The organism is Desulfamplus magnetovallimortis (assembly GCF_900170035.1).
Taxonomy (GTDB): Bacteria; Desulfobacterota; Desulfobacteria; order Desulfobacterales; family Desulfobacteraceae; genus Desulfamplus; species Desulfamplus magnetovallimortis.
On record NZ_LT828559.1, the window covers coordinates 71,372 to 96,724 of the forward strand.

The 25,353-nt window shown below is 42.3% G+C and carries 19 protein-coding genes and 1 pseudogene; 12 read left to right on the forward strand and 8 right to left on the reverse strand.

Annotated elements, in window-relative coordinates; translation table 11 throughout:
• Positions 1-271, forward strand: a 271-nt coding sequence (locus tag MTBBW1_RS29245; RefSeq protein WP_222424147.1) for a hypothetical protein, incomplete at its 5' end; no start/stop codon positions are given.
• A gap of 207 nt (positions 272-478) precedes the next feature.
• Here the strand turns inward: MTBBW1_RS29245 and MTBBW1_RS23345 are convergent.
• On the reverse strand, positions 479-1,288 hold the full coding sequence (locus MTBBW1_RS23345; RefSeq protein WP_080808051.1) for a substrate-binding periplasmic protein: 810 nt from the start codon (positions 1,286-1,288) through the stop codon (positions 479-481).
• 470 nt (positions 1,289-1,758) lie between these two features.
• A complete protein-coding gene (locus tag MTBBW1_RS23350; RefSeq protein WP_080808053.1) occupies positions 1,759-2,862 on the reverse strand; it encodes a (Fe-S)-binding protein in 1,104 nt (367 codons plus the stop codon).
• 531 nt (positions 2,863-3,393) lie between these two features.
• Here MTBBW1_RS23350 and MTBBW1_RS23355 point away from each other — a divergent pair.
• Positions 3,394-3,717 (forward strand): ATP-binding protein, encoded by a 324-nt coding sequence (locus MTBBW1_RS23355; protein ID WP_186441661.1) that lies wholly within the window; start codon positions 3,394-3,396, stop codon positions 3,715-3,717.
• A 53-nt stretch (positions 3,718-3,770) separates the two neighbouring features.
• Here the strand turns inward: MTBBW1_RS23355 and MTBBW1_RS23360 are convergent, their stop codons facing one another.
• A complete protein-coding gene (locus MTBBW1_RS23360) occupies positions 3,771-5,177 on the reverse strand; it encodes a Fic family protein (RefSeq protein WP_080808057.1) in 1,407 nt (468 codons plus the stop codon).
• Positions 5,178-5,471: 294 nt separating this feature from the next.
• Between MTBBW1_RS23360 and MTBBW1_RS23365 the strand changes: the two genes are divergently transcribed.
• Positions 5,472-5,870, forward strand: a complete 399-nt coding sequence (locus MTBBW1_RS23365; protein ID WP_245809537.1) for a cupin domain-containing protein — start codon at positions 5,472-5,474, stop codon at positions 5,868-5,870.
• A 207-nt stretch (positions 5,871-6,077) separates the two neighbouring features.
• A complete protein-coding gene (rsgA, locus tag MTBBW1_RS23370; protein ID WP_080808060.1) occupies positions 6,078-7,145 on the forward strand; it encodes a ribosome small subunit-dependent GTPase A in 1,068 nt (355 codons plus the stop codon).
• Positions 7,146-7,490: 345 nt separating this feature from the next.
• Here the strand turns inward: rsgA and MTBBW1_RS23375 are convergent, their stop codons facing one another.
• The 3 genes from MTBBW1_RS23375 to MTBBW1_RS30100 all read right to left on the reverse strand — a co-directional run bounded on the left by MTBBW1_RS23375 (position 7,491) and on the right by MTBBW1_RS30100 (position 13,393).
• Positions 7,491-11,567, reverse strand: a complete 4,077-nt coding sequence (locus MTBBW1_RS23375; protein ID WP_186441662.1) for an aryl-sulfate sulfotransferase — start codon at positions 11,565-11,567, stop codon at positions 7,491-7,493.
• Between the two features lie 257 nt (positions 11,568-11,824).
• Positions 11,825-12,991: an alpha/beta hydrolase gene (locus MTBBW1_RS23380; RefSeq protein WP_186441663.1), complete on the reverse strand. Its 1,167-nt coding sequence runs from the start codon at positions 12,989-12,991 to the stop codon at positions 11,825-11,827.
• A 273-nt stretch (positions 12,992-13,264) separates the two neighbouring features.
• Complete coding sequence (locus MTBBW1_RS30100) at positions 13,265-13,393, reverse strand: hypothetical protein (RefSeq protein WP_281255682.1); 129 nt, start codon at positions 13,391-13,393, stop codon at positions 13,265-13,267.
• A 276-nt stretch (positions 13,394-13,669) separates the two neighbouring features.
• On the opposite strand from MTBBW1_RS30100, the gene MTBBW1_RS23390 reads away from it, so the two are divergent.
• The 8 genes and pseudogenes from MTBBW1_RS23390 to MTBBW1_RS23435 all read left to right on the forward strand — a co-directional run bounded on the left by MTBBW1_RS23390 (position 13,670) and on the right by MTBBW1_RS23435 (position 23,143).
• Positions 13,670-14,197, forward strand: a complete 528-nt coding sequence (locus tag MTBBW1_RS23390) for a hydrogenase maturation protease (RefSeq protein WP_080808139.1) — start codon at positions 13,670-13,672, stop codon at positions 14,195-14,197.
• Positions 14,198-14,499: 302 nt separating this feature from the next.
• The gene (locus MTBBW1_RS23400) at positions 14,500-17,670 is read left to right on the forward strand and encodes a 4Fe-4S binding protein (RefSeq protein WP_186441669.1); all 3,171 of its coding nucleotides are present in this window, start codon (positions 14,500-14,502) and stop codon (positions 17,668-17,670) included.
• A gap of 266 nt (positions 17,671-17,936) precedes the next feature.
• Positions 17,937-18,335: pseudogene (locus MTBBW1_RS29250) on the forward strand (hydrogenase iron-sulfur subunit); the annotation flags it as partial.
• Between the two features lie 155 nt (positions 18,336-18,490).
• Positions 18,491-19,615: a Coenzyme F420 hydrogenase/dehydrogenase, beta subunit C-terminal domain gene (locus tag MTBBW1_RS23415; RefSeq protein ID WP_080808083.1), complete on the forward strand. Its 1,125-nt coding sequence runs from the start codon at positions 18,491-18,493 to the stop codon at positions 19,613-19,615.
• A gap of 7 nt (positions 19,616-19,622) precedes the next feature.
• Positions 19,623-20,585 carry an NADH-quinone oxidoreductase subunit B family protein gene (locus MTBBW1_RS23420; protein ID WP_080808086.1) on the forward strand — a complete coding sequence of 321 codons (963 nt, stop codon included), beginning with the start codon at positions 19,623-19,625 and terminating at the stop codon, positions 20,583-20,585.
• A gap of 4 nt (positions 20,586-20,589) precedes the next feature.
• A complete protein-coding gene (locus tag MTBBW1_RS23425) occupies positions 20,590-21,939 on the forward strand; it encodes a Ni/Fe hydrogenase subunit alpha (protein ID WP_186441664.1) in 1,350 nt (449 codons plus the stop codon).
• Between the two features lie 388 nt (positions 21,940-22,327).
• On the forward strand, positions 22,328-22,522 hold the full coding sequence (locus MTBBW1_RS23430) for a hypothetical protein (RefSeq protein WP_080808092.1): 195 nt from the start codon (positions 22,328-22,330) through the stop codon (positions 22,520-22,522).
• 225 nt (positions 22,523-22,747) lie between these two features.
• Complete coding sequence (locus MTBBW1_RS23435) at positions 22,748-23,143, forward strand: universal stress protein (RefSeq protein ID WP_186441665.1); 396 nt, start codon at positions 22,748-22,750, stop codon at positions 23,141-23,143.
• Between the two features lie 113 nt (positions 23,144-23,256).
• On the opposite strand, the gene prfH is transcribed toward MTBBW1_RS23435, so the two are convergent.
• Together prfH and MTBBW1_RS23445 are read right to left on the reverse strand one after the other, a co-directional pair.
• Positions 23,257-23,886, reverse strand: coding sequence for a peptide chain release factor H (gene prfH / locus MTBBW1_RS23440; protein ID WP_186441666.1), 630 nt, complete (start codon positions 23,884-23,886; stop codon positions 23,257-23,259).
• Positions 23,887-23,937: 51 nt separating this feature from the next.
• Positions 23,938-25,338, reverse strand: coding sequence for an ATP-binding protein (locus tag MTBBW1_RS23445; RefSeq protein ID WP_245809539.1), 1,401 nt, complete (start codon positions 25,336-25,338; stop codon positions 23,938-23,940).
• Between the last annotated feature and the right edge of the window lie 15 nt (positions 25,339-25,353).

Genomic DNA, 25,353 nt, shown 5'->3' on the forward strand with positions numbered 1-25,353 from the left:
GGTGTCGTTTTCGAGTTTATATTTGGGGGTAATTGATGACGTAGTCATTCATGCCTGTTTACTCAAAATTGACATTTTATTGCTTTTTTATCCAGGTTTGGGTTCTGCTCTTTTTACGAGACGAGCAAATATTGGAATAACACTATATGGTTTCCCTTATTGTAATATTAATATTTCTGTTTATACTTGCCATATTTTACCCTTTTGCTTTGATTGTTCTATCGTTTGGGGCATTTTTTGTGAAAATAATTGGCAGAAAAGCCGTAGATGAAGAAGTTGAAAAAGTGCGGATTAAACAGATTGATCTTGCAACAGACCGAATTAAGGAGCATCTTTTTACTGTCTCGGTTGTATTGATTTTTTTTATTATTGCACCCTTTGTTGTATTGTATTTTTGGTTATAAGTGGTCATAAAGATTTGCTACCGATTAACCATAGTTCCCCTCGCAGGTCTGTGAGAGGGGATGATGTTATATTCTCACTCCTTTGTCACAGCGGGTTCAAGGGCATATTTTGAAAGAATTTCCTGTATAATATTCTCTTTGTGAAGCTTGAGAAATGTCTTGTTAAAATTGTCAACTATGCTTTTGTCAGTATGCTTCATTGAGAATCCGATATAGTAATTAAGCTCCCTATGCATTCCAGCATATCTGATGTTTTTTATCTTTTGTTTTTCGAGAATGGCAAAACCCACATCCTTATTGGAATAGACAGCTTCAACCCGACCAAGGGAGAGTTTTCTGAATCCGCTTATATCGTCCGGCCTCATGTCTATGGTGAACTGTTCCATTTCATTATGAACTTTTTCAAGGGATTTTGATGTATTGGAAGGGCCATAAACGGCAACCCTGTAATCTTTGATATCAGAAGGGGATTTATATTCCATTGTGTTGTCATCCTTGACAAAAAAACCATATTCTGTTTTCAGAACCGCAGGGCTGAAATAGAGATACTTCATACGGGCTTTATTTTTTCCTATCAGAAACAGCCCATTATAAAGTCCTTCTTCCTCCATGTCATATTGTGCCCGTCGCCAGGGAAGAAGGCTCAATGTACACTCAATACCTGCATCTTCACAAACTTTTCTGATGATTTCCGCTGCAGGGCCTGCCACATTTGTAATACTGACTTTACCATTGGCATCAGCATTATTCAGATAGCTGAAAGGTGGGAAATCTTGGGTAGCAAGCTTCAATACTGGCTGAGCCTCGGCATTAACAAGATTAAAAAAAGAACAATAGAGGGAGAGTGTAAACAGCACTAATAATGTATAAACTTTTGATCTCATTGCAAATTCTCCTTAAAAATCGGGGACATGTAGATTGTAAAATGGGAATGCTATTTTGTACCCATTTCTAAATAGATAGTTAAATTTGATATTTTTGATCTAAATTATCGAAGGCGACACCTCTGATTTTGTGAGTCTTGTCAAACTTTCTGAATCAGGATTCCCAAGATTAACAGAATAAGTTAGGATTATCTATTTCCTCTTCAAGTTTAAACTGTCGGGTGACTTTTCAGGCTTTTCAAAGGTTCAAGGCATTTTCTACCCGACAATCAAACCTTGAAAGAACACTATGAGCTTGTTGATTTAAGGGCGATTTCACTCTGATTGGATTTCTCAACAACAACATATTGGAATTTTGATGACTGTTCACACATCATATTGATATAAGTGATGCCTGAAATATGGAAATCGCGACTTAACAAACAGACTAATCTATCCTGAACCCTTTTGCGTCCGAGTTCAGCGCCGGGTTAGGCCTGTTTTTCATTAGTTTTTAGATTGTCATACATTAATTCTGCCAAATTGATTATCTTAAATTCTTCGTATTCATTTCTATAATCAAATATTTCCTGGCAGTAATGACAAACTGTTACCAGCATTTCAGCACCGGTTTCTACTGCTTCATTAAGTCTTTTATCTGTTATCATTTTTAAGGTATTCTTTTTGAAATGTGTCATTCCGCCACTACCGCAGCATTTGATGCCTGACTTCATTTCAGTTAAAGTTATATTTGGAATATTTTTTATTATATTGCGATGACTCAGGTCCAATCCGGTATAGGCTGTTTTACATGGTTCATGCAAGGTTACTTTTTTCTGAAAATCTGAATTAACAAAATTAACATTATGAATATTTTCAAGACAAAATTGGAAAAACGAAGTAAATTTTAACTGACTATTCCACATTTTATTCATTCTGGTGAGACAGGTTGGACACCATAAGATTATTTCATCTGGATTGTAAGTTTTTACAATTTCAGTTAGAGCTTTATATTTTTCTTCAGCTTTTTCAAATCTGCCATTGAATAAATAATTATCACCGCAACAAAATTTAATACCCGGAATGAAGGCGACATTATGTGTAATAAGATTTAAAATTTCTTTTACTTTTAAAAGTAGATCAGGTTTTTTATAGATATTACATCCGGGAAAAAAAACATATTTTTTATCACAGGGTTCAGATTGATTTAATACATCGTTTCTTTCTTTTTCAGTGAGTTCTTTTTTAATTGAGTCATAATGAGATGAGTAATCATCTGATGAAATATTTATATATGGATCATATCCTTTTTCAAATGATATTGATTTTGCAATTTCAATAAAAGAAAGAGGATTGATGTTTTTAGGACAGCAATCAACGCATTTAAAACATTCAATACATGAATTTATTCTTTTTAATGCAATTTCATTTTTCTCATTATTTTTTACAAAATTAAATAGCTGTTTTTGTATTTCATTTGGTTTGATATTATTAATTTGAGCAATTTCAATGCTTGGGCATATTTTTGCACATTCACCGCATCTTATACAATTATCAACAATATTCTTTTTTAATTTTTGTAAAAGTTCACTCAATTTAATTGCCTCTTTTATTTATTACACGACTAACATCCTTTTTATCCTGATTCAGACAAATTCTGCAACTACAAAAAAGCAATTTGCCCGTGCCCATGAATATTAAACAGAAAAATCGAAAGGATTGACATAAAAAATATATTTTCCTTAAAATAAGGAAAATATTAAGTTGTATTTTTCTTAAATCAGGGGAAATAAATACTCAAAATCGACATCTTATTGCTTTTTCCGAAGTTATTGCAGTTGTCTGAACCAGGATAACCAGGATGGATAGGATGCTCAGGATAGATAATCTTGCCTTATCGTGTTAATCTTGGGAATCCTGATTCAGACAGTGTTGACAAGGCTTACAAGATCATAGGTGTCGATTTTGAATAAATATGAAGCCAATATTGAAAAGGATCATCAGAGATTTCCATTTAAGCACGCTACCGCCATTTAAAGAGAGGACACTTCTAAAGCGGGAGATGAGCAACAAAAAAATATATCTGTATGTATGATAACGGTTTTGCCTCTGCATTGCAGTACACATTGTCTGATGATAAAGGAAAGCTGCTTGAAAATATGGTTTTTACCGCCATTCGGCGAGAAACTGAATCGATCTTCTTTTTGAAGAACGGTTATGAGTGTGATTTTGTTGTTAATCCGGAAACCGACAAAACGCAATTGATTCAAGTTACAGAAATGCTTCATCAAGGCAATGTACAAAGAGAGCTTCAAGGGCTTGAAAAAGCATCAAAACAATTTGGGAAATGCCGGCAACTCTTGATCGTCAATGATATAGCGTTGCCGGAAAAGCCTCTGCTGCCTGAATGGGTTGAATTAAAGCCGGCTTGGCAATGGCTTCTTGAATAGAGGTCATTTCTATCCATCGGAATGAGCGTTTTGCTCTCTTAGCCAGGTGCTACTTAAGCAGGTGAATTCGCCATTTTCCATGATTGATATTCAGATAATTTCAAACGGTATCGTGCCACGCTTCCTTCGTGAAGATGCGTTAATGCATCTTTCACCATTTGGATGAAAGCTGCGCGATCTTCTTCACGTATATTCTGATCAACCAGAGATGCGATATTATCGTTGGTGGGAGACTTCCGGTTTCGGACAATGGATTGAATCACCCTGATCAATGGATCACGATAACGGATGCGAAGTGGATCCGGTTCTTTCATGGTCTGGGTGATGGAAAGATATCGCTGGCAGGAGCGCTCATATGCCCAAGTATAAAGGTCCACAAGCAGGTCAACCTGGTTGAGCTCATATACTCCTAATAGTGCTTCCACATAGGTCTTTTCCGGTACATCCATGAAAGAGAGGGGGCACAAGTTGTTCTTGATTAGAGGTAGATTTGCCCCCAATCGAGAGACCCGCTTGTTTACATCCTCAAACGGCTGAAGGTAAGGGAGCTGAACCATGATAAAAAAAGATTGCTCAAAAGGATCTGGTATTGCTTCAGCTTTTTTGAGCAACAGCCGAAAACAATCTTCCAGAACCTGAGGCATGGCAGTGGGATGATAGACAGAGCCGGAAATATCCACTGGCCGTTTTCGTATCCGCCCGCAGGCAGTTTCGTCATGAAGCAGATTCTCAGACAGCACCGCATGAAGGTTTAAGAATGTGAAAGGATTGAATCCGACCTCATCGATCTCGTGAATCAGCATTTCAATGGCGGCTTTGTGATTTAGAATCATTTGGGTTTCAATCACATCTTTGCCTTCGGCGGCCTGGCCGAATTCAATCAACTTGATCGTGTCCAAGTGGTTATAGGTATTGCCTTCCAGGCGGGATGATGCCCAGGACAGGTCAATCATCAAACGACTCAAAACGTCTCTTGCATAGGTACCTGCTTCAAGTGCAGCCGCTGATGTCCTTCCCATCTCGTGAAACTGTTCCCGTAAAGAAACGGGAAGGTAAAACATCACGCCAGGTTCATAGTCCTCTAAAAAAGAGCGATGATACCCCATCGGCCTTCTTTTCATCAACGGCTGACGTACAACTTCTTGAATGATTTTGCCGTCAGGGGAAAGCGGAATGTCAGGTTCGATTAAAATGCCAGGTACACTATTTTCAATGCCGTTTGGGGATTTTGACTTTGACAATTGCTTGAGTTGATAGACCCGAGCTGTGCTATTCCCCTTGAATTGTAGATCTCCCTGTTCCACAAGATTTTTCAAACGGCGCTGCAAAGATCGGCGATTGATGTGGGAAAGCAGGGGGGAAAGTCTTTGTTCCAACTTTGAAATACCGATCCCTTCAGGATAATCTGAAATCACCTTTAAAATAATCTCGAACTCTTTCAAAAAGATTTTTCGTGGCATAATCTAATTTCCCCTTTGCTGCATTGCTTTTGCGTTATACAATAGATAAAATTAATTGAACTAATCAATTTCGGCATACTTCATATCATGCAGAAAGTGCTTTACTCTTTTCGAAACAGACTACCAGAAAAACCGGCATTATGTTCAGGAAAGTGTCACCTGGTAAATGAAAGATGCCTCAATTTTCACAAAAAGATTATTCAATTATCTGATTTTAGCATGGCACTTCTTGGTGTCGTGCGTCAATATTATTTTGTCATCATAACATAGTTGCGTCATACCCAAGAGGATTGTTTGCGTCAAATTGTAATAATGGATATCTATTCACTTAAAAAAACAGAAAGGAGAGATGAAATGTTTTACAAGGCAGATGAATCAGGCTACAAAGAGGTTTTGACAGGTATAAAAATAAAAACCCTGACATATGGGGAGAAAACCCTTTTTACGGAATTCAGGATGGAGTCAGGAAAAAAACTGCCTGCCCATTCTCACCCTTACGAGCAGACAGGTTATCTTATCAAGGGAAAAATTCTTCTTACAATAGCAGGAAATAGCTTTGAGGTGGAACCCGGGGACTGCTGGACTATTCCGTCTGGTGCCGATCATGGTGCAGAGATTCTTCAGGATTCAGTTGCCATTGAGGTTTTTTCTCCTGTAAGAGAGGATTATCTTCAATATTTTACTCAAAGTTGACACCTATGATCTTGTAAGCCTTGTCAACACAGTCTGAATCAGGATTCCCAGGATTAACAAAGATAAGGCAGGATTATCTATCCTGAGCATCCTATCCATCCTGGTTATCCTGGTTCAGACAACTGCAATAACTTCGGAAAAAGCAATAAGATGTCGATTTTGAGATTTTAACAATTAATCAATTTTTATGAGATTCAGGAAAAGAGCATGGAACTGGAAGATTTAGGTTATAATGATACTGTTGCTCAGTCAATGGCCGGATACAATTTAGATGGCCTTGAGCCAGGAAGGGTTGTTGCAGAGCACAGGGAAAGATATATAGTAAGGACAGCAGCAGGTGAGTTTGATGCCGAAATTCTCGGAAATCTTCGTTTTTCGGCAAAAGGTCGTGAAGATTTTCCCGCAGTTGGCGACTGGGTGGCTCTGTCAATATATGATTCAGATTTTGCCATAATACACAGGATATTGCCAAGATTTTCACTTCTTTCAAGGCAGGCTGTGGGGCAATTTGGCGAGGTGCAGATAATAGCTGCAAATGTTGACTGTGCTTTTCTTGTCCAGGCCATTGACAGGGACTTCAGTATCAACAGATTTGAAAGATACCTGACAGTTTGTCACTCATCTTCTGTCTCTCCTGTAATAGTATTGACAAAGACAGATTTGATAGACCAGAGCAAAAAAACTGAACTGATTGAACTTGTGAAGTCGAGAATCAGTGATGTTCCGGTCATTGCAGTGAGTAACAAAACCCTGGATGGATACGAAGACGTGAAAAAGCTTGTCGAAAGGGGAAAGAGTTACTGCATGCTTGGCTCTTCAGGTGTGGGAAAATCAACGTTACTGAACAATCTTGCTGGAAAAACAGTGATGAGAACTGATGAAATAAGCAACAGTTCCAACAGAGGCAGGCATGTGACAACACACAGGGAGCTTATTGTGCTTGAAAGTGGCGGAATAGTTATCGATAATCCAGGAATGAGAGAGTTTGGAATAGCAGACAGCAGCTTTGGGCTGGAAACAGCATTTGACAATATTATAAATTTTGCCCAGGAGTGCAAATATAACGATTGTACCCATACAAATGAGAAGGGATGTGCAGTAATTGATGCAGTGGAAAAAGGGAAAATAGACAGCGATTCCTACGAAAATTATCTTAAAATGGAAAGGGAAAGGGCGCATTTTGCATCAACGGTGGCCGAGAGGCGAAAGAAGGGAAAGGATCTGGCAAAAACAATTAAAAGTTTTAAAAAAAATTCCATGAGGATAGCAACGTAGGAATAGCACCATCCTCAATTTTTGATCAATCATAAGTTTTTTAGGCATGCTTCATTCACCTCTTTACATTTTCAGAAAGACAACCCCATTTTTAAGGGAGTATCATCTTCAAAATGTAAAGTACTTTCGAGGTCATATGAAGGATGCCGTTTTTTACCGTGAAAATGACTATCATTTTTATATTTGGGGGTGATTGATACGCAATCATGTCCGTTTACCGTGAAAATGGGGCATCCCTCATATCATAGAGAAAATACTTTACACTTTCCGGAATAGTATCCCCGAAAAACGGGCATTTTGTTCAGGAAAGTGTAAACTGGGAAATGAAAGATGCCAGATATATTTTTACGGTAAGGCTTTTATATCATTGAGCTTAAACCAGATATCGCCTTCTTTTCCCAACAACAGAGACATGGTTACAAGGTAGCCATCCAGCCCAAAGGCCAGATTTGGCAATGTCACCAGGTATTGCACTCCATCCCATTGCATGAAAGCAGTTTCGCAGGCGGTATAATCTGGGAGATACTCAATTTCAGAAAAGTTGGTCATCAGAAACCTGAAATCATCAAAAAGTGGATCCCACGCAAGATCCACATCTATAAATTGGCCGCCACCGATATCAATGATCGGAATTTTAAGTGTAAAATTGGAAAAAAGCCGTGCAGCACAGCGGGAAAAACCATCCCATGATGCTGCATAGAGGTTCTGCATTCGATAACTGCGATAGATATTCATGTCAGCCTGGAACAGTGATATTTTTTCACCAGCACTTCCAACTTCCATTACCTGACCTGTGGGGCTCTTCTCTTCTGTCAACAATCCCGGTGTAAAATTGAATGTGCCGTTTGCAAGTCGCTGGGCGTTACCCAGAGCCATGGAGTAAACCCCCAGATCGGCATTAAGAGAAAGAGTGGCGCTTTTATCTCCTTCATTAAGCGTGTAAAGTTGTCCTCGGCTGTTGCATCTATCCGGATCATCGACATTTGTACACCTTGTGTTGCCGTTGTCGAAAATCAGGAGCTGATTTTCGCTTACATATGTGGCACCGTGTTGATGGGAGAACCACTTGTCGGAATTGGAATCGGGAGAAGTCCCATCCAGTGATAAATCTCCATTGGCTCCCAGCCTCCAGATCACGCTTCCGGAGCCTGTACCGCCGGCATAGTCAATCTTGATAACCCAGTCCTGGTTTCTCATGGAATAGATGAGATTATTATCAACCGGAGAGGGTGCAATGTGATTGCCGTGAATCCAGTCATTGGCTCTGGATGCTTCAAACAGTGGAGGGCACCCGGGAAAGGTGAAACTGTCGCTATGGCGGCACACTTCACCCATAATTGCACTTCGATTCACATCCATATGGTCAAAGCTGTTCCATGCCCACTTCACCTGCCAATTCCTGTCTAAGGCAACGATAATGCTTCCCAGAATGACGTCTGAAGCCTCTTGAATGCCGGCAAGTTCACGCTCCACTGTGAGCTGTACCAAGGTGTTGCCGTCTGGAAAACGAACCGCCTCATGATCAAAGGCTCCGGCACTATCTTGTCCAATTTCTGCCAACTGTTCGTTAATGCGGTTAATTGTGACCTCTCTTACCACTTGACCTGCAAGATCCACCTCTTGCAGCCGCTGTCCCTGAATTTTGTCATCTGCGGTGATTAAAAGCAATGTGCCTTCCGGTGTGGGGGAAGTTGCGACAACTGATTCTTCCTTAAATCCTGGATAATACCAGACAGTCGTACCTGCAAGATCGGTTACCAGAGGCAATGGGTTTGATGGGGATTCGGGAAATCCTGCCATGAATAGATATTTTTCCATTACATATCGGTCTGCGTTATCATCTACTGACATCAAGGGGGTGATATCCGGAAAAGTTATGCCAACACTATCCGGAGTATATTTAAGGGTAGAATCTGATAAGGGAAGGCGCTCAACCCCTTTCTGTACAACTACTGGGCGAAGGGCATAAGTTACACCACTTTTGAGGCCCGCAACATAAAGATGGGCAGATCCATCATAAGAGCAGGCTACATATCCTGTGGATTGCCAGTCATTGGTATCTTCAACATCAATATCGTGATAATCAACTCTCATACGGGCACCTGGTGGGCAGGAGCTACAACTTACAATGGGGACAAGTGGGTGGGAAGATGAGATGATAGCAGCCAGATCTTCACTATGAATGGGGGATGTGACCTGAAATGAGACAGAGTGGCTTCCAAGTTCCACCTTGCTCTCCCGGTCCCTGAAGGTGACCTCAACGGTATGAATGCCGGTCTGCATGGGAGTCCATACCGCAACTGGAGAGGGGCTGAAATCTTTTAGGATATGCATTGTCTTAAATGTTTCGCCAGATATCTCTTTCGATGCCATGGATGCTGTTGTTTTTGATGGCATCTGTCCGTTTTGTGATAATGGTACTTGTATGTTTTTTGACAGCGATGCTGTTTCCGGAATAATGCTTACACTAAAGCGGTAGTCCAGTGATAAATTATCCGGATAATATGCTTTCCATCGAATGGGTGTTCCCACCATCTGGCCGGACGGAAGATCCGGAGCAAGTAACGGAGTTTCCGCAAAGATCGGTTCGGCGAGACGAACGCCTCCATATGGTTTCATGTAGAGAGACCTCATTGATTCCGGCATCTTGTCATTGACATCTAAAAATCTGGCAAAAGTAGTGGATTGTGATCCGTGGGGAATCAGGAAACGGAGGCCTTCCCTGGAAGGGGCAATCAACGTGGCCTGCTCCATTGTTCCATGTATGTCGATATAAGCGCTGTCGATCATGGCATCACTTGGAGTATCTGAAAGAAGCAAGAGACGATGGAGAGTTAAAATTACACTGTGAGTGGGGATGAGATAAGGGGCCGGACGATCTGGATCATGCCAGCCAACAGTATAGACAAGAACCATCTTGTCGTCAGTGGCAACGGCGATACTGGCTCCCACGGCTGCCCTTTCGTAGGCATGCCCCGATGAATTTACAAAATGTTCTGCATATCCTGGATTATCTCCACGCCAATAGTTTCTTAGAATATATTGACGAAAATCTATCCGGCTCTGTTTCATGATGGCTCCGCTTTCAGGATCGCAGGCAAATGTCCATAAACTGCTGTCGCCAAAGGTATGAATATAAAAAAGTCCATCCGATTCCGTCCGTTGAACCACAGTAGGGGATCCCAATAGCGCACCTATCTCCTCCATCCAGATAAGTGTTCCGTCTTCTGCGGAAAAGTTGTAAAGCCTACCCTGGTTGTCCCCTGTTATTATCCATTTTTCATTAAATGAGAGGGTTGGTGAGGAGAGGCTGTTTTCTCCATTGACCATACGACCGTTGTATTGATATCGGTTTCCTCGCTCTTTTTCATGATTGAGGAGGGTGAGTCGCTTTTTCACAGTCTCAGTGGGGTCGAAGTCAATGCGATAAACAAATGCATCAACAGCGGCTGGAGTGATATCCGTAGCCAACAGTGTCGGGGTTTGGGAACCGTTGACGTATATTCTGCTGACTGAAGTGCGAAGAGGATCCCTTGCCACCGCAGGAGTATTTATAACCATACCGCCACCGCCTACGGTGTTTGCATTGAAGTAGCCGCTGAGCTGACAAGGGTCCATGAAGTAGTCAGCATCGGGATCGTTGGTTTCAGGTACCACACCTGTACACCAGATACCAAACGGAGTCAGGGTATCATCGCTGCCTGGAGAAATATCGTAGATCATCGGGTCATCCTCAGCCACGTAGTCTGCTACATCGCAAGGAGCGCTATCCGGTGTCCAGTCCAGGGCATCAGCTTCCATTCCACTGTCAAGCCAAGTATGAGCAAAAAGACTGCCGTCGTCAGGGTCGAATATATAAACCCCTCCTTCGGTGGAGATGCCACCAAGGTAGGATTTGCCATTCACCTTTCTTGTAAAAAAGAGCGTTATAAAGGGCTTTGCCCGGGTCTGGGGCAGGGTGGGATCTGTGGCGTTATACCAGAGGCCATCTGTTTCGTTGTATGTCCGAAGCCCCTGCATGGGGCTTCGCCATTTGTAGCGTAAAGTTCCCTGTTCATCTGGTGTGGCCGTGACATCGTAACAAAAGAGATAGTGACAATCGCTGATGTAGAGAAGTCCATTTTCATCTAAAAGTGCCATACTGCTCATAGCACAGGCTCCGGGGCCGGGATCATCGGAAATGGATGGAGAAGCATGCCAGATTTCAGAGCCGTTTGCCATATCAAAGGCATGCAGGTTGGGATAATCTGTTTTGCCGGTGGTTATGAAGAGCATCTCCCGTCCCTCAAATTCACCAATGGCAGCAACAGTAAGTACCACCGAAGGATGCCCCTCATTCCTGAGGAACCAGGCCATTTCGTTAAGTTCTGTCATACTGCTGAAATTGCCGATGGTTTTGTTCATGTGGTCGGAGTTATGCATATCGTGATGCAGGGTCGGCCACAACCCCTTATTGATTGGGAACTCTTCGTCATTCCATTCATCGCAAAAGCCATTTATGGAAAAAAGCGAGATAATTATTGAACAATAAACTAAAGTGAGTCTAACCATTCGCCTGGCATGAATGAGCAGATGAGCAAACTCAATCGCTATATTTTTCTTAGACGATTTTTTATGATTATTTCTGGTGGGATATTTTTGCATCAATAGTCGGGATTGCATGGTTACCTCGCCATTTATTAATGTGATTGAAAGAACTCGACAATGAGCTTCGTGACATAACCTGTCGGTTCATTGGGATTGATGGCAATCACTTCTGCCCAGTGGCCAACAAATTCAGCCAAAACCGGCTCCTGGGATGCCTGGGTGACAGCAGTTTCCCACACTTCATCTGTGTAGTCGGAAAATTCAATTGCCCTAAGTGCAATTTCCGGTGCAGGGTCAAGTGTTTTTACCGCTTTTACGAAATTTTCAGCCTCAGGCCCAAATCCCGAAATATCGTTGTAGGAGTAGATTACCAGAAATGGTGGTTGGTCAGGATTGATGTGGCTTTGTGGAGAAGGGTCAACAAGATCGGCATCGCTCCATCCTCCAAAGGCATCCAGCATCAATTTTTTGAACACCACTGTGTCGTCAGCACTCAGCCCCAAGGGATTGTCCGGATAGGTGACAAGATCCGGTAGATAATAGGAAGCACTCATGGATATTACCCCTTTTATGTCGGAGAGATCATATCCCACAGCGTTAAGCCATTTACGGTCGGTGGCCAGAAGCGATACCAGATGTGCTCCGGCTGACTGCCCAAATAAATAAAAGGTGTCTGGATCACCGTAAGGTGCAATATTCTGTTTGAGCCACTTAAAGGCGCTTGCCACATCCTGAATATGGTCGGGATGGACAGCATTGCCTCCGGTGTCGTTGGAAATACGATAGTTGACCACAGCCAGTGTAAAGCCATGAATTCCCACCAAAGTCTTCCCAAGGGCTTCGTAGCTATCCTTGTCTCCCTGACGCCATGCACCACCTGGGACAAACATGATCACCTTGTTGCTGGTGGGATTATCTGTGTAATAGATATCAAGCTGATGACGTTCAAGTGGGTCGCTTTCAACGGTTGTTATGGTCTCCCGATATGCAAAAGTATCCTTATAAACAGTTTTCATTTGAAGACCAGGTGTAATATCCCCGAGTTTCCAGTAGATGTTTTCGGGATCTGCTGGATTGGGAGCGAAGGTCAATTGAATATCAGTTGGATTCCCTTGAATCTCCATATTTTTTATGGTCAGATTCAAATTGCCAGGGTTCAGATCAACGGCATCGGTATTGTATTGTTCAGCGTAAGAGACAGAAACATAAAAAATGACAATAAACAGAGACAATAAAGTGTTTGATATCTTTTTTTTCATCGAATTATTACCCTCCATTTTGGAAATGCGGTGATTTGTTTTTGAGTATCCCTTTTTGATGGGAGACTCACTACACGTATCTTTTTTCAATAGTTTTCCTGTAAGCTTAGGCTTTTTAATTCTTCACCAGAAAAAAACTTGTTAGATTCTTATTTTCTCAAAATCGACATCTTATTGCTTTTGCATAAGTTATTGCAGTTGTCTGAACCAGGATAACCAGGATGCTCAGGATAGATAATCCTGCCTTATCATGTTAATCTTGGGAATCCTGATTCAGACACTATTGACAAGGCTCAAGATGTTGTAGGTGTCGATTTTGAGTATTTTTGATTTTCGTATTCTTTTGGCAATAGAATCAGAAAATCCCTTTGGCTCTGGCTTGTCTAAGTTAGGACTTTTCATTGTTGTCTGCAATAATATTTCAAAAAGTATGCCATAAAAATTTCGATTTTGAGAGGATAAAAAAGACATTTTTTTTATGAGCCATTGTTTTTTCTTGACAAAGTAGGATAGAGTCTTTAAATAATTTTTATTTTGCACAAATTGCATAATATTTTTTTGCACAACACACATGGTATTTTGCATATTTGCATGGAGTCCACATTGTAGTTGGCACAATACCGATGTGTTTTGCAGGCCCCTCTTACTGAACCATTGCATAACACAATTGAGAACATAATGTATCAAAAATTTTTTACCCAAAAGCGTCTTGTATTTGGCTGTGGTAACCCGTTTTTTGGAGATGACGGCTTTGGCCCTGCTGTAATTGAGTATCTTGAACAATTTCACGAAATTCCCGAAGATACTGAAGTGCTTGATGCCGGCACATCCATAAGGGATATCCTTTTTGACATTCTTCTTTCCGAAGAGAAACCAGAACAGATCATTGTAATTGATGCCGTTGACAGGGAAGGAATGTCTCCTGGGGAGATATCTGAAATTGATGTTAACGATATCCCCATGAATAAAACATCAGATTTTTCCCTGCATCAGTTTCCCACCACCAACATGCTGAAAGAGTTAAGTGATGCCACAGGCATTGATGTGCGGGTCTTTGTGGTGCAGACAGATCAATTGCCAGAGCAGGTGTCGCCTGGCCTGACACAGGCGGTTCAGGATGCTGTGCCAAGACTTTGCTTTAAACTAATTGAACTCCTGAAAAAGCCTGTTGATGCAGCCTTTGAAAAAGAGGAACAATTTGTTTAAACGCAACTCCGTAACTGATTCCATTAAAGGAGTTCAACATGTTAATTTTTAATGTCGGTGCTTTGGCAAACCAATTAGGTGTTCACAGAAACACTGTCACAAACTGGATCAAGTCAGGAAAACTTGCTGCCGAAACCACTGCTGCCAAAAAATATGCCATTGAAAAGGATATATTTCGTCGATTTTGCATTGGGGAGCACATCCCGGATGAGATTGTAGAAAAAATCCTTACTGGTGCCTTTGAAAAACCAACGGCACCCAAACCCCGAAACCTTCACAACATTCCACAGAGAGAACCGATTATGAGAAAGAAAAACTTAGGATCCGTCATGGTGGTCGGCGGCGGGATTGCCGGTATTCAGTCCACACTTGACCTTGCGGACTCCGGATATTATGTCTATCTTATTGAAAAATCCCCGGGCATTGGCGGTGCCATGGCCCAACTGGACAAAACCTTTCCAACAAACGACTGTGCCATGTGAATTATCGCACCCAAACTGGTAGAGTGCGGTCGGCACTTAAACGTTGAGTTACTTACCCTTTCCGAAGTTCAGTCTGTATCTGGTCAGGCAGGAAGTTTTTCCGTAAAAGTCAAAAAGAAACCCCGCTTCATTGACATGGAAAAATGTATTGCCTGTGGCCTTTGTGCTGAAAAATGCCCCAAAAAGGTGGATGATGAGTTCAATATGGGCATCAGCAAGAGAAAGGCTGTCTATATTAAATATGGTCAGGCTGTTCCCCTTAAATATGCAATTGACCCTGAACAGTGCATCTACCTTACCCGAGGAAAATGCAGAGCATGCGAAAAATTCTGCCCCACCGGTGCCATCAATTTTGAAGATAAAGAGGAAATTGTCACAATTGATGTTGGCTCTGTGATCCTTGCACCTGGTTTTAAGCCCTTTGATCCATCTGTCTATGATGTATATGGTTATGGCAAAATAGAGGATGTTGTCACAAGCCTTGATTATGAGCGTCTTTTGTCTGCAAGCGGTCCCAATATGGGGCATCTTATCCGCCCGTCTGACCATCAGGAACCCAAAAAAATTGCCTGGCTACAGTGTGTTGGCTCCAGGAACAATAATCGCTGCGACAACACATACTGCTCCAGTGTCTGCTGCATGTATGCCATCAAGCAGGCTCTTGTAACAGCAGAGCATTTAAGTGGTGACGATATCTCCCAGACTATCTTTTTTATGGATTTAAGAAGCCACGGAAAAGATTTTGAAGGTTATTACGAAAATGCCAAAACCAAAGGCGTCAACTTTGTCAGGGCAAGGCCACATACCATTGATCCAGGGCCTGAAGGTGTTGGTGTATCCATCCGTTTTACCACCGAGACAGGGGAGACCTTTGAAGAGCTTTTTGACATGGCTGTTCTCTCCATCGGCCTTGAGGCTTCCGGCGACAGCATGGCCCTTGCCGACACTTTTGGCATTGAGCTTGATATGCACCATTTTGCAAAAACCGGCAGTTTTGAGCCGGTGAACAGCAGTCGTACCGGCGTTTTTGTCACAGGAGCATTTCAGGCTCCCAAGGCGATTCCACGCTCAGTTGCCCAGGCATCTGCAGCAGCTTCTTCGGCTGCAACCCTTCTTGCCGACGCAAGGGGCAGTATGACCCGTAACAAAGAGTGGCCGGAACCAAGGGATATCCGTGGCGAAACTCCTGCAATTGGTGTGTTTGTCTGCTCCTGCGGCATCAATATCTCAAATGTTGTGGATGTGGAAGCTGTTGCAAAATATGCTGCAACCCTTCCCAATGTTGTTCATGTTGAGAATAACCTTTTTACCTGCTCGGCTGACACCCAGGAGTTGATAGCAGAAAAGATAAAAGAGCATGGCCTTAACCGTATCGTTATTGCCGCATGTACCCCAAGAACCCATGAACCGCTTTTCCAGGAGACGTTAAAGGATGCAAAGCTCAATGGATTCATGGTGGAGATGGCAAATATCCGAAACCAGAATGCCTGGGTTCACCAAAGGGAACCTGAAAAAGCAACCCAAAAGGCAAAGGATCAGGTGCGAATGGCTGTGGCCAAGATCACGTACAGCTCTCCTTTGAACCAGGAAACCCTTAATGTTACTCCAAAGGCACTGGTGGTTGGCGGCGGAATCGCAGGAATGACAAGCGCACTTGCCATTGCAGATCAGGGATTTGAAACCCTTATCATGGAAAAAAACAATACCCTTGGCGGAAATGCCCTTGCTTTAAAGATGAGCTTCAGGGGTGAAATTGTGAAACCCATGCTGGATGGTCTTATTGAAAAAGTCTCCACACATCCTAAAATCAGCGTGGCAACAGAGGCAACCTTAAAATATGTATCTGGATCTGTGGGAAACTTTAAAAGTGAGATAAGCATTAACGGCACTTTAAAGCAGATTCAGTATGGTGTTGCAGTTATGGCCATTGGAGGAAGAGAGGGCGTTCCCACTGAATACCATTATGGAGAAGACAGAAGGGTTATGACCCATCTGGAGTTTGATGCACAGGTGATGGAAAGCATAGTCGCCGAGTCAGAAAAGGCAGCAGCTCCCGATAAAGGTAAAATGGAGAATCCACAGAGTGTTGTATTTATACAGTGTGTGGGATCTCGGGAGCCGGAACGCCCATATTGCAGCAGGATATGCTGTGTACATTCTGTGAAAACTGCAATCCAGATAAAGGAAAAATCTCCTGAAACCCAGGTTTTTATACTCAATCGGGATATCCGCACCTATGGTGTGTGGGAAGATTACTACCAAAAAGCCAGGGAGCTTGGGGTAATTTTTATCCGCTATGAAGTGGAGAGAAAACCTGTTGTTAATCTGGAAGAGAATCATATTGCAGTAAAAGTGACTGATCCAATTCTTCAGTTACCCCTTGATATAGAAGCTGATTATCTTGTGCTTGCATCAGGAGTTATTCCAAATCAAAGCCGTGACCTTGTGGAGGTTTTTAAGTGCAGTGCCAGTGCTGAAGGTTTTCTTAATGAAGCCCATCCAAAGCTTCGCCCTGTTGATATGTCGGTTGATGGCCTTTTTGTTGCAGGAATGTGCAACTACCCAAAACCCATTGATGAAGCAATTGAACAGGCAAAAGCTGCTGCCTCCAGGGCTTGCGTGGTTCTCTCCAAAGAGACCATGAAATTAGATGCCGTTAAGTCATTTGTAACAGACAAATGCGATGGCTGTGCCCTTTGTGTTGATGTTTGTCCCTACAATGCCATTTCCCTTGAAACAGTTGACTCTTCCCTTGATCTGGAAAGTGCTTCTTATGCTGAAACAGAAAAATGTAAAGATTCGGTAGTGGCAACAACTTTGAATGGCGAATCCCATAATTTGAATGGTTCATTCCATAGGAGAATAGTGACAGACTCTGCCCTTTGTAAAGGATGTGGTATCTGCTTTGCCACCTGTCCCAAGGAGGGTATCATGGTGCATGGCTTTACCATGAATGAACTAAAGGCACAGGTAACGGCTGCAATTGCATAAACAACTTATAATAGATTAGTTGCTCATAATCAAAAGTGTAAACTATAGCTTTCCAGAAAAATATTTTATTTTTTTGTAAACGGGCATGATTGATTACGTATCAATCACCCCCAAATATAAAAATGATAGTCATTTTCACGGTAAAAAATTAATCCAGATAACAGATAGTTAGACTTTTTCATTATCAATTTAATTATCTGGAATACTATACTTTTGAGTTGATATGAAAGATGCCCAATTTTTTATTATTTAAGGAAATAAATAGCATGAACGATCAATTTGAACCGATCATTGTAGGATTTCTCTGCAACTGGTGTGCCTATGCAGGTGGTGATCTTGCCGGTGTTTCCCGACTTCAATATCCCCCAAACATGCGTGCAGTAAGGGTTATGTGCTCAGGCATGGTACATCCCAATCTTGTGGCTGATGCCTTTCATCAGGGTGCTGACGGTGTTATTGTCATGGGCTGACATCTTGGAGAATGTCATTACCTGGATGGTAATTATAAAGCTGAAGCAAGGTCTCAAGTCATAACAATGGTTCTTGAGGAGAGCGGCATTGACCCGGAAAGATATGCCCTTGAGTGGGTCTCATCAGCAGAAGCTCCAAGATTTGCAGAAGTTGTAACCCGTTTTACAGAACAGATTAGGGCATTGGGTCCACATGCACCGAAACCTTGTCATAATGAATCACCGGAAATGGATTCAGGAGCCATGAAAACATTGCATCAATCAACGGAAACACCTGATCAATCAACGGAAACAGCTGATCAATCAACGGAAACACCTGATCAATTACTGGAAACCGCAAAGGAGGCTCTATGAAAACCTTTTTTAACCTTGTGCAGGATGTCCAGAAGGTGGGATTGTGTCATCGTTGCGGTGGTTGCGTTACCTTCTGTACAGCCATCAATTATGGTGCCCTTAAAATTGATGATGATGGAAAACCTGTCTATGCTGATATGGAAAAGTGCATTGAATGCGGTCTCTGTTACTCCATTTGCCCTGAAATAGACGACCTTGAAGAGGAGACAAAACTCCAGGCAGCCTGGAAACAGCCCATTGGAAAGGTTATTGAAACCACAGTTTTGAGGGCAACAGATCCTGTTGTACGGCAAAAAGCCACAGATGGCGGGGTTGTGACAGCACTTCTGCTGCATCTATTTGACAGACATCGCATAGATGGCGCAATTGTTACAAAAGCTGTGGGTAAATTCCAGCGTCGTCCATTTCTTGCCACTACACGTCAGGAGATACTTGATGGAGCCGGCCTCTTTTTTGATACATCACACGGCATGAAGAGTTTCAGTGATGAATATATGACTTTTTCTTCCATTGAGGAGTTTGACCCCATGGTGAAAAAAAAGCTCAACCGGGTTGCACTTGTGGGAACTCCCTGTCAGATAAAATCTGTAAGAAAGATGCAGGTTATGAATCTTGTCCCTTCAGACGCAATTAAGTTCTGTTTTGGCCTTTACTGCACCGGCAATTTTACCTTTGGTGATAAGGAGCGCCAGATGATAGCTCGGGTTGGGAATTTTTCCTGGGATGATACAGTAAAAATAAATCTGAAAGACAAACTTTACATCACATTAAGTTCAGGTGAGGAGAAATCCATTTCCCTTGAGGAGCTTGAGAGCATCAAACGGTTTGCCTGCCGATATTGCAGTGACTACACAGCAGAATTTGCAGATATCTCGTTTGGAGGTCTAGGCGCAGCAAAGGGGTGGACATCTGTTTTAATCCGTACACCTCTTGGCCGTGCAGTTCTGGCAGATGCCAGAAGCGCCATGGCTCTGGAGCAGTTCAACATGGAAAATGATCCCAACTATTCCGGAAAAGCTCTTCAGGAGGCAAGAAGTGCCTCATCTGCAAAACGGACAGCAGCACGTCATTATAGAAGGGAGCTTAACAAACAAAAACCCATGGGCCTTGCAAGGAGATAAGATCACAATGAAAGTAAATGTAGCAAGTGAATGGCTCAACTCCTGCTCTGGATGCGAAATCTCCATAATTGATATGGGAGAACGTTTGCTTGATGTTCTTCAGGTTGCTGATATCGTTCATCTTCCAGCACTTATGGACAGCAAGTACTTTGGGCAGATGGGTGACAAAAGTCATCTGAGCATCCCAAAAGCAGATGTTGGAATTATTAGCGGCAGTATAAGGAACCAGGAGCATGTGGAAGTGGCCGAAGAGATGCGGAAAAAGTGTAATATTATTATTGCACTTGGAACCTGTGCCACACATGGGGGGATTCCGTCGCTTTCTAACAGCTATGACAATGAAGAGACCCTGGATCGATATTACAGCACAGAGAGTACTGATGTTGAGAATAATAAGAACGACACTGGCAAAGGTTATCCGGCAAAGGATATCCCAAAACTTCTTGATGCCTGTTATGCTCTTGATGAAAAGATAAAGGTGGATATCTATCTTCCAGGTTGCCCCCCTCATCCTGATCACATATTCCATGCACTGACAGCACTTGTCTCCGGAAAAGAGCTTAAACTTCCGGAAAAGTCGGTTTGCGACACATGTCCAACAATTCGGAAGGGCAAAGGTGACCTTAAAAAGCTCAGAAGATTTCTGGAAGCACCATTATATGGAGCTGCCGGTGAGTCCCTTGATAAAATGCGCTGTCTTCTGGAGCAGGGTTTTCTCTGTATGGGGCCTGTGACCCGCGGAGGTTGTGGCGGAGATGCAAAGGATCCTCGGTGCATTTCAGCAAGGGTGCCCTGTCGAGGTTGCTACGGTCCTGTTCGTCACGAGGGAAATCAGCGCCTTGATATGCTCAATGCCCTGGTTTCCAACGGCATTGATATAAACTCCCTGCCTGAAAGTACCTCTCTTCTTCGTTTTTCAGGAGGACATGGTATGCTTCGTCCCAAATTCAAGAAAAAAAAGGAGATTTAAATCCATGGGAAAAATGATCAATATACAACCCATTACCCGAATTGAGGGACATGCATCCATCGGCATACAACTGGATGATGACGGCAATGTGGCTGATGCTCGGGTAAATGTTATGTCCCTGCGGGGATTTGAAAAATTTGTGGAAGGAAAACCTGCCGAAGAGCTTCCAAGAATCGTCAACCGTATCTGCGGAATTTGCCCCTGGATGCACCATCTGGCATCCAACAAGGCTGTGGATGGATGTTTTGGAGTGGTTCCAACTCCAGCAGGTCACAAACTCCGTGAGCTTATGCAGACCATCTCCCATGCCGAAGACAAACTTTTGCACTTTTTCTTTCTGGCAGCCGCAGACTTTGTCATAGGTCCTGACAGTGATTATGCAGTAAGAAATGTGATAGGAATTGTTAAGGCAAATCCGGAGCTTGCATCAAAAGTTGTAAAGATGCGTCAGATGGCCAAAATGATTCTTGACAAATTTTCCAAAAAGACAATCCATCCGGTTGCAGGTGTTCCAGGAGGATTTGCAAAGCCCCTTCTTGAGGAGGAGAGAGTCGATATTCTGGACAAGATGCGTCAGATCCTTGATTTTGCAATGTTTACAATGGATTTTGCAAAAAAAGAGGTCTTCCCCAAATATCTTGAAACCATACAGTCACTTGGGGTTATCAAGACCGGATTTATAGGAACTGTTGATGATGAGGGGGCTCTTAATCTCTATGATGGCAAGTTGCGTCTTATGAAACCTGATATGACATATGAGGAGTTTGCCCCTGCAAACTATACAGACTATCTTGCAGAAAAGATAATTGATCACTCATATGGAAAATTTCCCTATGCAAAATCATGGAACGAAGGTTTTTCCATGGATCTTGAAAACCCCAAGGGAATCTATCGTGCCAACACCCTTGCCAGAATAAATGTGGCCGACAAAATGGCAACCCCAAAGGCACAGGCAGAGCTTGAGGAGTTTCGTTCTCTTTTTGGCCGTCCTGCACAGGCCACACTGCTTTACCATTATGCCCGCCTGATAGAAGAGGTTTATGCATGTGAACGAGCAATTGAAATCCTGGAAGACCCTGTAATTACAGATCCAGATGTCAGAGCCAAAGTAGAGCCAAAAGCCGGCAGAGGCGTAGGATGTGTAGAAGCTCCAAGAGGAACCTTGATCCACGACTACAGCACAGATGAAAATGGCCTTATCACCCGGGCAAATCTTATTGTTGGTACAACCCACAATCTTGGGCCAATCAACATGAGTGTGAATCAGGCTGCCAGATCTTTGATAAAAAACGGAACCTATGATGAGGGAACTCTCAACAAGATTGAGATGGCGGTACGCGCCTATGACCCCTGAATTTCCTGTGCAACGCATCGCCTGGACGGCGTGCCTGTGGTAAGTGTATCCATAAAGGATAGTAAAGGACAAACTATCTGGAATAATTAAAAAAACAGTGCATCATATGTTGAAATAAATTCAACTATGATGCATTTTTTTTTGAGTGTACCCTATTTTAACTCAAAGTTGACACCTATGATCTTGTAAGCCTTGTCAACACTGTCTGAATCAGGATTCCCAAGTATAAAAAAGATAGTCATTTTCACGGTAAAGATGGTAGAAATGCAAACTGATTTTGAGTTGATATGAAAGATGCCAAAAGACCAACAAATTTATTGCATTACAGACTATTACATGCTAATCTACATGTAATATTACATTTGACCATTAACTATGGAGGGATACAATGATTGTCTTTGTTGTGATGAGATTTGATCCTATGCAGTGTGGTGCATGTGGAAACGGGAATCTTGATAAAATTTTTGTGCAAAAGGAAGATGCCGAGCTTTATATCAAAAATACCAGGTGCAGAAGAGGGGTAAGCTGGCAGATTGAAGAGCGTTCTGTGGAAGTCCATTATGATGAAAGTCTGGTGCAATAGAATATTTTACTTGAGGATATAAACCTGCATATGTGTTAAATCTAAAAAAGCAGGGTATCCTTCATTTCCCAGCTTACACTTTCTGGAATAACATACCTTATCTTTCGGGCATCTCCATAAAAAAAAGTGTAAAGTACTTTTGAGGTTATATGAAGGATGCCAAAAGTAGAACTGTATATATATTTGCTGTCCATTAACTGTTTAAATAAAAAGGACGAATTTAAAATGAAGATTCTTGTTTACATTAAAAATTCAGATGGAGACAAGCGGGCAATTTCCGTGGCTGCTGAACATGCAAAGGCATTTAATGCATCAGTTGATCTTATTTCCGTTATTTCCGAAAACAGTGAAACCCCGATGGGGGCAGTGGAAAAGGCTGAAACAGCATTAAATAATTATATTGACAATTTTTTTAAACCCGAGGGTATTTCGTGTGTCTCAAAAGTAATTATGACAACCCTTGCCCATGGAGAAGCTGTGGTTCAATATGCTGATAATCATCATATTGATGAGATTATAATGAGTATCAGAAAACGTTCAAAGGTGGGAAAACTCTTTTTTGGCTCTACAACCCAGTTTGTTATACTTGAAGCTCCCTGTATGGTTATAACAGTAAAGTGATGCAGTCGCGTATCAGCGTAACATCGACAAGGTTTTGTCGATATCTGGTGGTTGATACGCAATTATGCCCTTTTAGTATGTCTTGTGACGGTAAATGAAAGATATGATATAAATCAGGATTTTTTAAGAGTAAAATCACTCCCTTTATATACACGTACAGGATTCCCACGTTCCAGTTCATTATGGTAACTCCAGCGTTCTTTCTGGAGCTTCAGTTTCACGCCTTCCTTATCCTGTTTTATTTTTTCATAAAGTCTGCTTAATGCTAATTTTCTGTTAAGATGCTGAGATCTCTCCTCCCTGGCAACAGCAACTACTCCTGTTGGTATATGTGTTACCCGAATAGCAGATTCTGTTTTATTGACATGCTGTCCGCCTGGTCCTGAAGATTTCATAGATTCAACTTTTATTTCACCAGTTTTTATATGGCTCTCCTCGGGAGGATTCAGGGAATTTACTCCTGCAAACCAGTTCTTTCTCTTATGGTCTGGACGGAACATACTTTTTCCAATCCATTGTATTGTACCTTCCCAGGTGGAGATAAATGTGTGGATATCTTCACCTTCTACAGCAACTAAAGCTGACTTAAAAATATCGGGTGCGGTAGATGGAATTGTTTGCAGAATATGTGCTTTATAGCCCTTTGATAATGCTTCATTTACTATCTGTTTTACTATTTGAGCGGCAACCCAGCAACACTCATCAGGTCCACGTCCGGATGTTATCTGTAACCAGCAAATCATATCCCACTCCGTCATTACTATTCCTCTCCGCTATCAAGCACTGCATAAAACTCATTTTTGTCTTTTCAAATCAATAAGGCGTGGAAGCTCTTCTACCATATAAAGGGGCAGGGAAAGAAGTGTAAAATCAACCCGCTGATTTCCATCTGCTCCGGCTGTAATATGGCTGATTTCCTGAATGGATGGGGGATTGAGGTCAAAACGAACCGCAAGGGGAGTGTTTTTATTCAATACAAATTGCTGCAAAGATTTCAACGTCCCGCTTTTGCCGCTTTTCACCTCAACCGGAAATACGCTGTTACCATGTGATATAACGTAATCCACCTCGGCATTGGCAGACTTTTTCTCCCTCAGCCAGTAGCATAGAACAGGAGCATCATGTTTCAAGATCAGCAGATGCTGGCCGATAAACTGTTCTGCAAGCCCTCCCTCATTGACAAGTTCGTGTTCCATAAAACTGTGAAGGGTTCGCCAGTCGTTTCCGCAGATATGATTGGCAATACCGATATCCATAAAAATCAGCTTGTAGATACTTTCGTTGATTTCAGCAAGAAGCGGCACCCCATTGGCATGGGTGTGATAGACTTTGTGGCAGATTCGTGCATTGGAAAGCAGATCAATCACATTACGGATCTCCCGTGCCCTTCGCTGCGGGTCAATGTTGCTGTATTTGACCTTTTTTCCCAACATTCGAGGAATGAATCTAAAAACCCTCTGCATCAAAGGCAGCTCAATCTGTTTGCCATATTTGGCAAAATCATCAAGATAAGTGTCAAGAATGGAGCGGTGAACATCCGTTACATCCAGGGCGGAACCGGTGTCAGAATATGCAAGTATGGCCTCTGGCATCCCTCCTGTAAAAAAGTATTCCCTCTGCTTTTTTACCAGCCTGTTATGGACACTTTCCGGAAGTGACGTGGCAAAGGCGTCGAAAGATTGATCCATTTGAATCCCCTCGATATATTGAAGCAGATCCGGTGAAATCGCCATAAGAAATTCCTTGAAGGTCATGGGGAAGATGTGGAGGTACTCGACCCGTCCCACAGGCATGGAAAAGGTGTGGTCAGAAAGGGTAAATTCCAGAAGGGAACCTGCGGCAATGACCGGAATCAGGGGCTTCTCCTCATAAAAATAGCGTAAAGCCTGCAATGCGTGGGGGGTTGCCTGTATTTCATCTAAAAAGAGAATCGCATCATTTTGCTCTGGATTGGCTCCGATGACCCCTTCCAGTTCCCGAAGAATGATATCCATATCAAGTGTTTTGAATATATCATTCAGATAGAGATGACGTTCCAGGTTGATCTCGTTGAGTTTTAGCCCTTGGTTGGAAGCAAACATCCTCACAAGGGTTGATTTTCCGGTTTGACGTGCACCCCTCAATATAAGGGGTTTTTGCCGTTTTTTCTGAAGCCATTGTTCAAGGTATCCCTCTTTACAGCGTTTCATCATCATTAAACACCCCCTTCT

What these genes read in the sequence shown, in the direction of transcription:
- MTBBW1_RS23345 (WP_080808051.1), bottom strand. Translation starts at nt 1,288, where the DNA reads ATGAGATCAAAAGTTTATACATTATTAGTGCTGTTTACACTCTCCCTC.
- MTBBW1_RS23360 (WP_080808057.1), bottom strand. Translation starts at nt 5,177, where the DNA reads ATGCCACGAAAAATCTTTTTGAAAGAGTTCGAGATTATTTTAAAGGTG.
- rsgA (WP_080808060.1), top strand. Translation starts at nt 6,078, where the DNA reads ATGGAACTGGAAGATTTAGGTTATAATGATACTGTTGCTCAGTCAATG.
- MTBBW1_RS23375 (WP_186441662.1), bottom strand. Translation starts at nt 11,567, where the DNA reads ATGCATAACTCCGACCACATGAACAAAACCATCGGCAATTTCAGCAGT.
- MTBBW1_RS23380 (WP_186441663.1), bottom strand. Translation starts at nt 12,991, where the DNA reads ATGAAAAAAAAGATATCAAACACTTTATTGTCTCTGTTTATTGTCATT.
- MTBBW1_RS30100 (WP_281255682.1), bottom strand. Translation starts at nt 13,393, where the DNA reads ATGAAAAGTCCTAACTTAGACAAGCCAGAGCCAAAGGGATTTTCTGAT.
- MTBBW1_RS23390 (WP_080808139.1), top strand. Translation starts at nt 13,670, where the DNA reads ATGTATCAAAAATTTTTTACCCAAAAGCGTCTTGTATTTGGCTGTGGT.
- MTBBW1_RS23415 (WP_080808083.1), top strand. Translation starts at nt 18,491, where the DNA reads ATGAAAACCTTTTTTAACCTTGTGCAGGATGTCCAGAAGGTGGGATTG.
- MTBBW1_RS23420 (WP_080808086.1), top strand. Translation starts at nt 19,623, where the DNA reads ATGAAAGTAAATGTAGCAAGTGAATGGCTCAACTCCTGCTCTGGATGC.
- MTBBW1_RS23425 (WP_186441664.1), top strand. Translation starts at nt 20,590, where the DNA reads ATGGGAAAAATGATCAATATACAACCCATTACCCGAATTGAGGGACAT.
- MTBBW1_RS23430 (WP_080808092.1), top strand. Translation starts at nt 22,328, where the DNA reads ATGATTGTCTTTGTTGTGATGAGATTTGATCCTATGCAGTGTGGTGCA.
- MTBBW1_RS23435 (WP_186441665.1), top strand. Translation starts at nt 22,748, where the DNA reads ATGAAGATTCTTGTTTACATTAAAAATTCAGATGGAGACAAGCGGGCA.
- prfH (WP_186441666.1), bottom strand. Translation starts at nt 23,886, where the DNA reads ATGATTTGCTGGTTACAGATAACATCCGGACGTGGACCTGATGAGTGT.
- MTBBW1_RS23445 (WP_245809539.1), bottom strand. Translation starts at nt 25,338, where the DNA reads ATGATGATGAAACGCTGTAAAGAGGGATACCTTGAACAATGGCTTCAG.